The sequence below is a fragment of the Bacillus sp. FSL K6-1000 genome (genome assembly GCF_038630785.1).
GTDB lineage: Bacteria > Bacillota > Bacilli > Bacillales > Bacillaceae > Bacillus > Bacillus safensis.
Genome location: NZ_CP152042.1, coordinates 2501000 through 2514281, shown reverse-complemented (window position 1 = coordinate 2514281; position 13282 = coordinate 2501000). Strand labels below are relative to the sequence as shown.

Below are 13282 nucleotides of genomic sequence, written 5' to 3'. Positions count from 1 at the left end.
TTTTTATTTAAACCTCCATTCCCTCTTCTCGTTATCCCATTCTAAATCTTTTCTTGTGATAAGGTTTTTAACAGCCTTACGAATTGTCGGCTCATCCTTACCAGTTTTCCTTTTAAGGTCATCCATCGAGGGGTTCTTTCTGAATCTGCTCATGTTATAGATGATTCTGTATAACTTCCTTTCAAGATCCGTCATGGCGTATCCTCCTACAATAAGAATGTACGTTCGATTATAAATGTTAATAAAAAACCCTTCAACTTGAAGGGTCATTTTAAAGAAGATACTTTATCGGTAATTTTCATTTGTTTTCCTGAACGTTCATACGAGAATTTAGCCACTGTTTCATCTTCATCTATATAAGGAACTTTCCAAAATACAGCTATCTGATTGACTGTATCACTATCTTTGCCAATGTTTGCAGCTAAGTCATCACTATACATTTCAACCATGTTATAAGCTGTCTTACTTGTGTTCAATGCATCAAAAGACAAGTAAACAAGAGCAATCAACTTATTCTTCTCACTCGAACCCATATCTTCGTTAATTTCAATTTTTTCAATCGATGTGGTTTTATAGTTCTCTTCGATAATTGTTTCGATTTCTATTTCCGCATCATCTTTTAACATATCTAACTCATCTTCTTCACTGTTATCTTCAACTTCTTCTGAGGTATAAACTTCATTTTTCTCTTCCTCTGCATCTTTATCTTTAGGCAAAGTTTCCTCCTCAGTTATAACTTCAGAATTGTTTATTTTTAAATCTATTTCAGCAGTTGCTTTTAGTTCTGAGTCACCGCTAATCTGTGGTCCAGTGAGGTTAGATCCATTATCTCCAAAAATTTCTTGAATAAATTCAGCTTGTTCAAGAACCGGTAATGTTTCAACATATATAAAATATTTCCCATCATCAAATACTGTGTCATCTTCATTAAAGAATTTATACTCGAAAGATCCATCCTTTTGAACAGCTGTATTAACTATTGAGTTTTTATGGGAATTTTTTTGTTCAAGACGAATCCTTAGTTTCGTATCTTTAGGTAAGTTGCTTTTCCCGCTAAGGATAATAATTTTATTGTTTGTGATTTCTTTATCCAAAGTGATCTTTACGTTTAATTTTTTTTTAGTTTCAATGCTTTCTTCTTTTTTACTGGAGTTACTTGTGGATGTGTTTTCTGCTTTTCCACAAGCAGTTATGAATAAGGTACATAAAATTAAAAGGAGAAAAGTTTTAATAAGATTCAATATAGACCCTCCAAAACAAATATTTTCCAAATAAGTCTATCATATTATTGAATTAAAAAGAGGATAAAATAATGTTTTTTCCAAATTAAGAATATTACGGAATTGATGGTCGGGATGTTATAATTTAGTAAGAACAATTCACAATTGGGGTGTGTTATATGCATTTCCGCAAAGAATCAGTTGAAGAAATCATCAAATATGACGATTACCCTTATAAAGTCTATACAAGGGTTTCGACAGACCGCGACGAGCAAATAAGTTCTAAGGAAAACCAAATTGACGTTTGTCGATATTGGATCGAGCAACACAACTATGAATGGGATGACCGTTCTGTTTTGTTAGATGATGGTATCAGCGGAACCGTCCTTGAAGATAGGGCAGCCATGAAATACATTTTTTCATTGGCGGAAAAGAAAGAAATAAAGATGGTGATTTTTAAATCTATCACACGTCTTGCTCGGGATCTGAAAGACGCTTTATATATCAGAGAAATTTTGGTTTCTAATGGGGTTCGAGTAGTGACTCTTGAAGAGGACTATGACTCCCTTTACGAGAGTAAAGCGTCCATGAAATTTGAAATGTCTGCTCTGTTTGCGGAGCAGTTACCTAAGTCTATGTCAGTCAATATAAGTGGTGTACTTGCAGCAAAAGCAAGGCGGGGTGAACATTCTGGTCGAGTGCCCTACGGTTATATGAAAGAGGGTAAACACCTTGTAATTAACGAAAATGAAGCTCAAGTTATTAGATTAATTTTTCACCTTTATAATAACGAGGGCTTGGGCCATAAAAGGGTTACATACGCTTTGCAAGAAAAATGTAAGCTAGGTGAAATACCACCTCCAAAAAAACGTAGTAATTGGCAGCTCACAACAGTTCAAACCATTTTAAGAAACCCTATCTATTGCGGTGTGCATATAGCTAATAGGCATACTACAATAAAAGTTGATGGTCGAAAAAAATTCATTCGGAATCCACCCGAAAAATGGACCGTTTACGAAGACTTTTGCCCGCCGATTGTCTCAAGAGAGGATTGGGAAAAAGCAAATAATAAACTGACTGTCAATAAAAAAACTAAATTCACACCGTGGAATGAGTTGAGACAATTACTTATTTGTGGTAAATGTGGTTCTAATATGGTGATTATCCAAACAAGCAGAGCCAAACAAAATGGTGAAAAAACGTATTGGAAATACGTTAAATGCAGTAATTACAGAAGAGCTGGTCAAGAAGGTTGTGTTAACCATGTTCCAATTACTTATGAAGAGGTCAGGGACTTAGTCATTGAAAATCTAATCGAATTCTCCAAGGATATATCACATGATTACAGAAAAAATGCAATTGAACAAAAAGAAAAACAAATGAAGTCTGTTAAAGTAGAGTTGAAATCTTTAGAAACACAGAATAAAAGATTGCTGGAACTTTACTTAGAAGATCAGATTATTTCAAAAGCCGAGTTCCAAACAAAGCGCAATGAAATTCAATCTAATATAATTAAACTTGAACAGAGTTTATTTTCCTTACAGCAGGTCCATGATGAGAAAAGTTCAATGATGGAAATGCAAGCGGTTCTTCGAGAGCTTGAAGACAAAGAGAAAGATTTAAAGCATGTGTTCGATAAGCTCATTGATCATATTGTTATCCACCCAAACGGAAAAATGAATTTTCATTATAGATTTAAATGATCCTGTAAGTTATACTCATTTGTAAAAGGTATGCATAACAAATGCCATGCAAAAGCTAGGAGTTAAAGGCCGTTCACAGGCCGTAGTCGAGCTTCTGCGTATGGGTGAGCTAGAGCTCTAAAGTCAGCCGGTTTTCCTTCCATATCGGGAAGGAACCGGTTATTTCTATATGGTTTCCATGAGTCTCTTCTTGCATTTTCTTTGAAAAACGAGGAAAATAGACATGTACGTTTTAATCAAAGTGAGATGCTATAGTGAGGTATCAATAAAATGGAAACGAATGAGTCTGGCCATGTTGCAGAGATTGAAAAATCATTGCGCCACATTGCTGCAATTATTAAGCAAAAAGGCAGAGAAATCCTGAATCAATATACGATTACACCTCCACAATTCATCGGGCTTCAGTGGCTTTATGAATTCGGAGATATGACAATAGGTGAGCTGTCACAAAAGATGTATTTGGCTTGCAGCACAACCACTGATTTAATTGATAGAATGGAAAAAAGTGAACTTGTCGAACGGGTGAAAGATCCATCTGATCGCCGCGTGGTTCGCATTCATTTATTGCCTGAAGGCGAGAGGATCATTCAAGAAGTGATTGCTAAACGCCAAGAATACGTCAGTGAACTTCTAGGGGCTTTCTCAGAAGAAGAAGCCATCGTTTTCAACCAATCCTTAACGAAACTACAGCAGCAAATGAAAAGAAAATGAGGCGATTTTGTTGGATCAACCAATCGGCGTCATTGATTCCGGCGTCGGCGGTTTAACCGTTGCAAAGGAAATCATGAGACAACTGCCAAAAGAAAACATCATTTATGTAGGCGATACAAAACGATGTCCATATGGCCCTCGTAAAGAAGAAGAAGTTCTTCAATATACTTGGGAAATGGCGCACTACTTATTAAAACACCACCATATTAAAATGCTCGTCATAGCGTGCAACACAGCAACGGCGATTGCACTGGACGAAATCAAAGCAACGCTTGATATTCCGGTCATTGGTGTCATTCAGCCCGGCGCCCGTACAGCGATCAAGGTGACAAACAATCAGCACATTGGCGTTATTGGCACCGTCAATACAATCAAAAGCGAGGCATACAAAGAAGCGCTGCTGTCACTAAAAGCAGGTCTAACGGTTCAAAGTCTGGCGTGTCCGCTCCTTGTCCCATTTGTGGAAAGCGGTACTTTTTTAGATCAGACAGCAGAGGCAGTGGTGAAAGACTCCCTTGAACCAATGAAAGAAACAGGGATTGATACACTTATTCTGGGCTGCACACACTATCCGATTTTAAAAGAGCCGATTCAGCGCTTTATGGGCAGTGAAGTAAACATCATTTCATCAGGGGATGAGACAGCGAGAGAAGCGAGTACGATTCTCTCATATAAAGGGCTGTTAAATACCTCTAAAGAAGCACCTGTCCATACATTTTACACAACAGGACAACAGCAAAATTTCCAAAACATCGCTCGTGACTGGTTTGGCTACCTGCCAGGAAAGGTCGAAACCGTGTCACTTGAACACATCTATCAGCAATAACCCCTTCTACTTGAAGCGGGTTATTTTTTTATGAAAAGGGTCTAATCCTCGGGGGGAGCTCGTATACATAGTAGTACAAACTACTAGAGGAGGGTGAAGTATGCTGAAAAAAGGATCTACAGCAGCTGTTACGTGTATCGCGTCAGCCATGCTTTTGTCAGGATGCGGATTGTTTCAAACAGACCAAGCGAAAACAGAGATTGATCCACCACAAAACGTCACATATGTGAAAGAAAATAAAGAAGATAAACAAACAGCCAAAGAAGAAAAAGAAGAGAAGCAGGCAGATACGGTGATGAGAGAATTATATTTAATTGATAAAAACGGGTATGTCGTATCTCAATCCATTCCGCTGCCGAAAAATGAAGGAAGTGCCAAACAAACCCTTGAATATCTCGTGGACGGGGGACCTATTTCTAACTTAATGCCGAATGGATTCAGAGCAGTGTTGCCTGCGGACACGAGCGTATCTGTCGATATTAAAGATGGAACGGCGATTGTGGATTTTTCAAATGAATTTAAAAACTATAAAAAAGAAGACGAACAGCGAATCCTGCAATCTGTTACTTGGACGTTAACACAGTTTGATTCCATAGCCAAAGTCAAATTGAAGATGAATGGACATGAACTAAAAGAAATGCCTGTGAACGGTACACCCATCTCAGATGATTTAAGCAGAGAAGACGGTATTAATATCCAGCACGAGGCTGCCGCTGATATGACTTCAACAAAGCCTGTTACTGTCTACTATTTAGCTGAATCTGATGAACAGACCTACTACGTTCCGGTCACCACAAGAGCACCAAAAGACGAGGATGATCCGATTACAGCAGCAATTGATGAGCTCGTCTCTGGACCAAGCAAAAAAAGCCATTTGCTTACAGACTTTGATCAAGATGTGAAGCTGAATGATGTACCAAAAGTAAAAGATGGACATGTGACACTTGATTTCAACGAATCTATTTTTGGCAGTGCAGATGAAAAGAAAAAGGTGATTTCACAAAAAGTTCTTAATAGCATTGTGCTCACATTAACCGAGCTGCCGGACGTCAAAAGCGTATCTGTTAAGGTCAACGGCAAGGCTGAGCTTGTGAACGAAAAAGGAGCAGAGCTCACAAAGCCGGTTTCACGACCAGAACAAGTGAATACAGGTAGTTTTTAACGTCACACATTGATATAATGGAGAAAAAGAGGCATGCATATTCGCTGCCTCTTTTTTATTCCGAGCGGTTAGAACAAGCCGAGGTTGTCAAAGTTAGTAGGAGAACCCCGCTGGCATACGCGCGGAATGTATATCGTAACGGAGGTAAAACATGAGATTAGATGAAAGACAATATGACGAATTGAGAAAAATTGAAATAGAGGCAGGCTACATCACGCACCCAGAAGGCTCTGTCTTAATCTCAGCGGGAAATACGAAGGTGATTTGTAACGCATCGATCGAAGACCGCGTACCTCCTTTTTTAAGAGGAGAAGGAAAAGGCTGGATTACAGCAGAATATAGCATGCTACCAAGAGCAACTGCACAAAGAACGATAAGAGAATCATCTAAAGGAAAAGTCACAGGACGTACGATGGAGATCCAGCGTTTAATTGGACGAGCACTCCGCGCAGTCGTTGACTTAGAAAAGCTTGGCGAACGCACGATTTGGATTGATTGTGATGTCATTCAAGCAGACGGCGGCACACGCACAGCGTCCATCACAGGTGCTTTTGTTGCCATGACACTCGCGATTCAAAAGCTGCGAGCTGAAGGAGTCATCAAAGAAAACCCGATTACTGATTATTTAGCGGCAATATCCGTCGGAATTGATTCTCAGCAAGGTCTTCTGTTAGATTTAAACTATGAAGAAGATTCTTCTGCTGAAGTAGATATGAATGTCATCATGACAGGCGCTGGACGCTTTGTTGAACTTCAAGGAACAGGTGAAGAAGCGACATTCTCAAGAGAACAGCTAAATGGACTGCTTGATTTAGCCGAAAAGGGCATCAAAGAATTAATCGAAAAGCAAAAAGCAGTAACAGGAGAAGTCATCGAATAAAGAGAAGGGTTTGATCAGGATGAAAACAGCCATCATTGCAACGCACAATGCGGGCAAAGCGAAAGAATTCAAAGCCATTCTTGAGCCAAAAGGATTCACGGTCAAAACACTAGCAGACATTGGCTTTACTGAAGAGATTGAAGAAACAGGACAAACCTTCGAAGAAAATGCCATCATCAAAGCGGAGGCTATTCAAGCCAAAGCAGGTGAAATGGTCATTGCAGACGATTCCGGTCTGTCGATTGATTATCTAGGCGGGAAACCTGGCGTGTATTCAGCGAGATACGCAGGTGAGCATAAAGATGATGCGGAGAATGTGGAAAAAGTGCTGAGCGAACTTCAAGGCATTGAAAAAGAAGACCGCACAGCCAGATTCAGATGTGCCCTTGCTGTCAGCATACCGGGAAAAGAAACAAAAACGGTAGAAGGATCAGTAGAAGGCTTCATTGCAGAAAAACCAATCGGCGAAAATGGCTTCGGATACGACCCAATTTTCATCGTCAAAGACAAAGACCAGACGATGGCCGAGTTATCACCAGAGGAGAAAAACAAGATCAGCCATCGAGCGGTCGCGCTTCAAAAGCTTTCATCACTGCTAGACGCAAATGAATAAGGGGGGAATGAAGCCATGAAGATACTCATTATTAGTGACAGTCATGGACTCACAGACGAACTTCAAACCATTGCCAAACGGCATGAGGCTGAAGTCGACATGATGATCCACTGCGGAGATTCAGAACTCGAAACGAACCACCCAGCACTCGAAGGATACAAAGTCGTCAAAGGAAATTGTGACTTTATGGGCGATTTTGAAGAAGAGCTCCTGCTCCCACTTGATGGAGGCGGAAAACTATTTCTCACTCACGGACATCTGCATGGCATCAAACAATCCTTACTTCAAGTCTACTACCGTGCAGAAGAGCTAGGCGCAGACATTATCTGCTTTGGTCACTCGCACATTCCGGGCAGTGAACTGCTAAGAGGAAAACTCCTCATTAACCCAGGCAGCGTACACCTGCCAAGAGTGCGAAAAGAGCGCAGCTATGCTATACTGACACTAGATGGAAGCGAAGCAAACGTACAGTTTTTCACGGACGAAGGTCAGGTCATACAAGACCTCGAAAACACTGTCACATTGGAAGGTATTTCATAAGGGTGCAGCATTTGCCCCTTATGAAAAAACTTTCGAAAAACCGTTGACTTTAAAGAACAATAGTAATATAATAAATCTTGTCGCTGAGGTAATACACCACAGCACACTACATAACAACATGTCCCAGTAGCTCAGCAGGATAGAGCAACGGCCTTCTAAGCCGTCGGTCGGGAGTTCGAATCTCTCCTGGGACGTACTAAGTTAAAAGCCTGAAACCCTTTATTAATAAAGGGTTTCAGGCTTTTTGTTCTTTGGAACTTAAGTTCGTAACTCGCTCCAAAACAGGGTTTTGGGAGCGGATTTATTTTTAAGGATTTCCGTTCCCTGTTTTTGTATCAAAGAAGCTATCAAAATGAGTGGTTGATTTCTGATCAGCTTCTTCAATGACATGAGCGTAAATTGACATAGTTGTATCCATTTTTGTATGCCCTAAACGTTCCTGAATAACTGCGCTTTATTTAAATGATTGGATAATTCAGTTCATAATTTGGGTAGCAATAATAAGGCGGTCTACGTCCAATTTCAGACATTGGCCATGAATGCTCCATATAAACCATAGTAACTTTTTTCATTGAATGATTCACAAGTAATAACTCTACTTCTGGATTAAATTCATATCTCAATCTAATGACCTCCTTATATTAGGAATGGGTGGATTCCCCGCCGTCAACATGCAGCACTTGACCTGTAACAAAACGTGAATCATCAGAAGCTAGATAAACAAATGTTGGTGCGAGTTCAAATGGATGGGCAACTCGTTCCATTGGGTTAAACGCTCCATATACAGCCACTTGGTCTGACGAGAAGCTCGCTGCAATGAGTGGCGTCCAGATTCGACCTGGAGCAACGGCGTTTACACGAATTCCTTGTTTTACAACATTTTTAGCCAAAGCACGTGTCCACCCAACAATTGCACCTTTTGTTGCTGTATAATCAATCATTTGTTGCTCACCTACATACGTTACGACTGAAGAAGTACCGATAATAGAACTGCCTGGTTTTAAGTAAGGAAGCGCTGCTCTGGTTGTGTAAAAATGTGAATATATGTTGACTTTAAAGGTGTCATCGAATTGTTCGTCTGTAATGTCAAGAAGGCTTGGTTGTTGAAATTGGATACCAACGTGGTTACATAGAACATCTAGATGCCCGAAGGTTTTTACTGTTTTCTCTACAATGGTGATACATTGCCTTTTATCTCGCAAGTCTCCTGGCATCAATAAACAACGTTGCCCGAGTTCTTCGATTCTTGCTTTTGTTCTATTAGCATCTTCGTGTTCATCTAAGTATGCAATCGCAACATCAGCACTTTCCTTTGCGAAGGCAATGGCTACGGCTGCACCAATACCACTATCCCCTCCTGTAATAAGAGCAACTTTTCCCGCTAACTTACCACTCCCTTTGTAATTTGTATTTTCAATAATTGGAAGTGGTACCATTAAACCTTCTACACCAGGATGACGTAGTTGACGTTGTTCAGGTAAATTAATTGGGATTTCTTCATAGCGTGTGATTTTTCCGTAATTAGGGTACATGGGATAAGGCTGAGTTTTCATTTTCTCTAAAAACATCTGTTGCATTTGTTTGATTTGTTGCAACTTACGCTCATCAGATTCTTGTGTCATTGAATTCCCTCCAAATGTACTTATTCCCTTTTAATATCTATGTTGTTTACTGCTAATCCAAGTATTAATAATGAATAAACTTGTGAAGGAGTTATTTGAAGGGTTTCAGTAAGCTTTCATGAGTAGGTTGGTATTTCTAGATATTTGAACGCGTTCGAAAATAAGTAATATAACGTATTATGTCAACTATCACACTCTTTTCCTTAATCCTAGATCACTACATTAAAAAATATCTTAAAGAGCGGAACAAACGAAACCTGCTGCTTTTTGTGGCCAAAATCAATTTAGGCTTGAGAATATCTGATCTTCTTCAATTACGTGTCAAAGACGTTAAGAAACAATATGTGTCTTTGAGGGAGAAGAAGACAGGCAAAGAAAAAAGAATCAAGATAAACAAGACGCTTCGGAAAGCACTAGATCAATATATTAAAGATCATGATGATCAAGAGTATGTATTTAGAAGCAGGGAGGGGCTAAACAAACCTATCAGCCGCAGCAGTGCATACAATATATTGAGAGAGGCAGCGGAGTATGTGGGGCTTGATAGTATAGGAACTCATACGCTACGAAAAACGTTCGGCTACTGGCATTATAAGAAATTCAAGGACGTAGCCTTGCTGCAAGAAATATTCAACCACTCAAGTCCAGATATTACATTGAGATATATCGGGATCACACAGGACACAATGGATAGAACAATGGACGACTTTGGCTTATAGGCTCATCTGTTTAAATGGCAGGTGGGTCTTTTTTGCGCTCTTTTTCATCAACTAACCATAATGAGAAAATGTCCAACTCATTTTAAAGAATTGGCTGAAAAGCAAGAGGGACAAAGGATTCAACGATTCCCTGAGTTAGACACAATAATAGATATGGTTAATTGGTGGATTGTGTGGATAAATGTGGTATTATGAATTTAATCTAATGAGAGGATGGTTAAATGGATACAAAAAAGTTATTATCAGAACTAGAAGATGTAAGAGAAAAAGTAGATACTAATATTGAATCTATAAAAGAGTTGAGAAAAAAACAATTAAAAAAACTTAAGAGTAAAATTAAAGAGTTTGAAGAAATAATTAATTGGTATAAAACTAGTCAATTAAAATTTGCACATCCTAACTTTACTTTTAATACATCTCTTGGACCTGTATTAGGAATAGAGAGTGATACAAATCGTGTTTTTGTTTATGATCCTGGTTTCAAAAAAGTAACATTAATGAAACCAGGAGAGTCCTATATGGATTCAGAACCTTCTTCATGGAGCCACTTAATACTAGAAGGACAATTTGAAAATGCCATGAATGGCATAAATTTTTTGTTAGAAATGCAGTCTGTCATTCTTGAAAAGACAGAAAATGATATCTCTATACTTACAGAACAGTTGAACAATTTTAAGTGAATTAAACATTGTGCATAGCTTTATGTCTTCAGTTTTTGAGAGGAGTGGCTTCTGAGAGCGCTCCCTTTTTTCGATAAAGTTAGTAAATAGAATACAATTCACCACATTTCTCGGTTTAAAGATAGGGAGTGAACTATATTGAAAAAATTCCGAGTTGTTTTTACTTTTGATAAAGAAAACACAAGAACTCTAACAGTGAAAGCTGAGAGCAAAGAAAAACTTTTAAGCGATATTACTTCTGATAGAGGTTGGTTTGAGCATTTTGATAAATATTTGGAAGTAGATTATCTTATTCAATTAAATAATGTCACTGATGTTAGTGTGAAAAAAATGAAATAAGCATTTTGTTAGCTGCTTATTTTATGGCATGATAATGGCACACTTTTGGCACGATCTTGGCAAAGCATTTTGTCTGAGAACGGTTATGATGGTATTAGGTGATAATTTGAAAGCGGCTTCCACTGTGGAGGTCGCTTTTCGTTCGACAAAATTTGCATGCGATTAAATAAAATTGTTTAAACTCCGAAATATATTTTAGGAGGGGAACAATTTGTTTATCATTAGTGGTTTATGGAATTTCATAACTGAATTTTTTGTTGAGTACCCAGAGCCTTTTGCTCTAATTTCGGCTTCGTTAATAGCTTTACTCGGTGTGTATCTTTCTATTAAAAACTCTTCTAAGAATAATCGAAAAAGTATGATTATCAGCACAATAACTAAAGAGAGAGCAGAATGGCTTAATAGGTTGAGAAATGCATTTGCTGAATTTAATGGTTGTATTTATCAGATAATGCGTTTGAAAACTAAAATCCCTGCAAATGAAATATACAAATCTGATGAATTTAGTGAAATAGTTGCTACTATGCAAAAGACCCAAAGTTATATCCAATTATTATTAAATCCTAGAGAGAAACCACATCAAATTTTATTTGAACGTATGGAAATATGTATTGAACAACTTACTTCTACACCTACTAAGTATGAATTTTTTGATACATTTAAACAGTTTGAGTATGTTCAACAAGTGATCTTAAAAGCAGAATGGAAAAGAATTAATAAAGAGGCAGGAGGTAAAAAAGTAAATATAGAATTTATTTACAGGGATGTTTCGAAAGACATAAATTCAGAATCAGCAAAAAAAATACTAAATTATCCTAGTCAAACATCAGAAGGAGTTACTAAAGTGATCCTTAAATTCTTGAAATGCAAAAAAAAGGTAAAAGAGCAAAAAAAGTTTTATCAAATAGATAATGTGCTAGAATATCTTGAAAGTTTTGGATGTCCTTATGAAAAACGGGCAAATTTTCAGGATCATATAGATTTCAAACAAAGAATTAAAGCGGTCAAACTCACAAGAGTTCAAATAGAACAGCTTATAAAAATTTTAGATTATAATTTAGATATTTTAAAAGAAGATTCTAAGTTTACTCCAATCCTTTATTCTATAATTTTTACGGTAATGACCTGTGGAACAAATTTAATGATAAGAGAACCTAAGGTGCCTTTATTTTCAGTATTTTTGATTCTTTTATTGATGCAAGCCGTCTTATGGTTTGGATGGTATCATAACACAGAAAGAAGACGGAAGAAATCGTTTAAATTTCGTATTTATAGAGGGTTGTTAGAGGAAGTCATTTTGGAACAATCTAGCGAAGAAAACAGCAAAAAAAACAAAGTTAAAAAAAGTAAATTTTCTTTATTTGAAAAACTTTTTAGATAGATTTGATTACTTGTTTGTTGGTAAGATTGGAGATTGATAGAGTGAGCTTTGAAACAAAGTATTTAATAAGATGGGGCATACCTGGATGGATGTTAATTTTTTGGATTGGGACCTACTTTGCAATCACTGATTATGCATATATATCAGCCCACATAAATTTAAATGAGTTTGGAAAATTAATAGGAGTTTTCATTTCTTTAAGTATATTTGGAGTGGTAGTGGGTTATATAATTCATCATTTATACTTTGTAGCGAATTGGATATTTAATAAAAATAGGATTTTTGATAATGCAATTAAGCAGGTGGAGGATTTTCCCGAACCTGCAAATTGGAAAGATAACAATATGAACGATTATTTTTATTTTGAAGTTTTATGGCACGAAAGTTTATTAAAACTTAAAGAAGATAAAAGAAACTATATCGTTGAAAGGTATAGGTATCTGCTATCGACAATTCATGCTTTGGGTACTGTGTTGGTAAGTCATTGTTTAGCTGTCGGGTTTATAGTGATACCAGTAATGATTATGTTAGTTATCCAACTTGTAATAGTGTTTATTGCGGTATCAAGTTTCAAATACTACTCGGCAAACTTAAATTATTTTCAAGGTAGTTTTTTAGACAAGATACATAATAAGAAAATAAAGATGTAGCATCCTTCGGGGTGCTTTTTATTTTGGGGAGGGACACAACGTGGACAACTCACTCAGGGAATTAATTATTAACACAGCAATTGGACACGCAAGCCCTTAATAAAAGGGGATGCAAATGGGCGGATGGGGAGATCATCAGGGGGTTAGGGATGCTTGGGTCTTATGGTGTGAGGGATAGGCAAGCTATATACAGTCTCCTACATGTCAGCCAGATTCTGACCTATGAAGCAGCTCGA

15 protein-coding genes, 1 tRNA gene and 1 pseudogene are annotated in these 13282 nt (G+C 37.6%); 14 read left to right on the top strand and 3 right to left on the bottom strand.

What is annotated here, in order from left to right; all coding sequences use genetic code 11:
• Positions 1-3: 3 nt before the first annotated feature.
• Positions 4-195: a helix-turn-helix domain-containing protein gene (locus tag MHI46_RS13000; protein ID WP_342502844.1), complete on the bottom strand. Its 192-nt coding sequence runs from the start codon at positions 193-195 to the stop codon at positions 4-6.
• A 71-nt stretch (positions 196-266) separates the two neighbouring features.
• Entirely contained in the window at positions 267-1241 is a 975-nt protein-coding gene (locus MHI46_RS12995; protein ID WP_342502843.1) for a hypothetical protein, read from the bottom strand.
• Positions 1242-1399: 158 nt separating this feature from the next.
• Here MHI46_RS12995 and MHI46_RS12990 point away from each other — a divergent pair, with 158 nt between their 5' ends.
• From MHI46_RS12990 to MHI46_RS12950, 9 genes and pseudogenes are all read left to right on the top strand, one after another.
• Complete coding sequence (locus MHI46_RS12990) at positions 1400-2923, top strand: recombinase family protein (RefSeq protein WP_342502842.1); 1524 nt, start codon at positions 1400-1402, stop codon at positions 2921-2923.
• A gap of 34 nt (positions 2924-2957) precedes the next feature.
• Positions 2958-3044 (top strand): annotated as a pseudogene (gene gerE / locus MHI46_RS12985) (spore germination transcription factor GerE); the annotation flags it as partial.
• 149 nt (positions 3045-3193) lie between these two features.
• The gene (locus MHI46_RS12980; protein ID WP_024423206.1) at positions 3194-3634 is read left to right on the top strand and encodes a MarR family transcriptional regulator; all 441 of its coding nucleotides are present in this window, start codon (positions 3194-3196) and stop codon (positions 3632-3634) included.
• A 7-nt stretch (positions 3635-3641) separates the two neighbouring features.
• A complete protein-coding gene (gene racE, locus MHI46_RS12975) occupies positions 3642-4460 on the top strand; it encodes a glutamate racemase (RefSeq protein ID WP_099663515.1) in 819 nt (272 codons plus the stop codon).
• 100 nt (positions 4461-4560) lie between these two features.
• Positions 4561-5622, top strand: a complete 1062-nt coding sequence (locus MHI46_RS12970; protein WP_342502841.1) for a GerMN domain-containing protein — start codon at positions 4561-4563, stop codon at positions 5620-5622.
• Between the two features lie 151 nt (positions 5623-5773).
• Positions 5774-6502, top strand: a complete 729-nt coding sequence (gene rph / locus MHI46_RS12965) for a ribonuclease PH (RefSeq protein ID WP_024427165.1) — start codon at positions 5774-5776, stop codon at positions 6500-6502.
• A 10-nt stretch (positions 6503-6512) separates the two neighbouring features.
• The gene (locus MHI46_RS12960) at positions 6513-7115 is read left to right on the top strand and encodes an XTP/dITP diphosphatase (RefSeq protein ID WP_162860205.1); all 603 of its coding nucleotides are present in this window, start codon (positions 6513-6515) and stop codon (positions 7113-7115) included.
• A 15-nt stretch (positions 7116-7130) separates the two neighbouring features.
• A complete protein-coding gene (locus MHI46_RS12955; protein ID WP_039180464.1) occupies positions 7131-7655 on the top strand; it encodes a metallophosphoesterase in 525 nt (174 codons plus the stop codon).
• Positions 7656-7775: 120 nt separating this feature from the next.
• A tRNA-Arg gene (locus tag MHI46_RS12950) sits at positions 7776-7849 on the top strand.
• Between the two features lie 447 nt (positions 7850-8296).
• Here MHI46_RS12950 and MHI46_RS12945 read toward each other — a convergent pair.
• A complete protein-coding gene (locus MHI46_RS12945; protein WP_260774569.1) occupies positions 8297-9277 on the bottom strand; it encodes an SDR family oxidoreductase in 981 nt (326 codons plus the stop codon).
• A gap of 179 nt (positions 9278-9456) precedes the next feature.
• On the opposite strand from MHI46_RS12945, the gene MHI46_RS12940 reads away from it, so the two are divergent.
• The 5 genes from MHI46_RS12940 to MHI46_RS12920 all read left to right on the top strand — a co-directional run bounded on the left by MHI46_RS12940 (position 9457) and on the right by MHI46_RS12920 (position 13046).
• On the top strand, positions 9457-9996 hold the full coding sequence (locus MHI46_RS12940) for a site-specific integrase (protein ID WP_251180565.1): 540 nt from the start codon (positions 9457-9459) through the stop codon (positions 9994-9996).
• Positions 9997-10217: 221 nt separating this feature from the next.
• The gene (locus MHI46_RS12935) at positions 10218-10676 is read left to right on the top strand and encodes a hypothetical protein (RefSeq protein WP_251180564.1); all 459 of its coding nucleotides are present in this window, start codon (positions 10218-10220) and stop codon (positions 10674-10676) included.
• Positions 10677-10814: 138 nt separating this feature from the next.
• The gene (locus tag MHI46_RS12930; protein ID WP_251180563.1) at positions 10815-11015 is read left to right on the top strand and encodes a hypothetical protein; all 201 of its coding nucleotides are present in this window, start codon (positions 10815-10817) and stop codon (positions 11013-11015) included.
• Between the two features lie 211 nt (positions 11016-11226).
• Entirely contained in the window at positions 11227-12396 is a 1170-nt protein-coding gene (locus tag MHI46_RS12925; protein ID WP_342502840.1) for a hypothetical protein, read from the top strand.
• Positions 12397-12437: 41 nt separating this feature from the next.
• Complete coding sequence (locus MHI46_RS12920; protein WP_260774568.1) at positions 12438-13046, top strand: hypothetical protein; 609 nt, start codon at positions 12438-12440, stop codon at positions 13044-13046.
• The last annotated feature ends 236 nt before the right edge of the window (positions 13047-13282 follow it).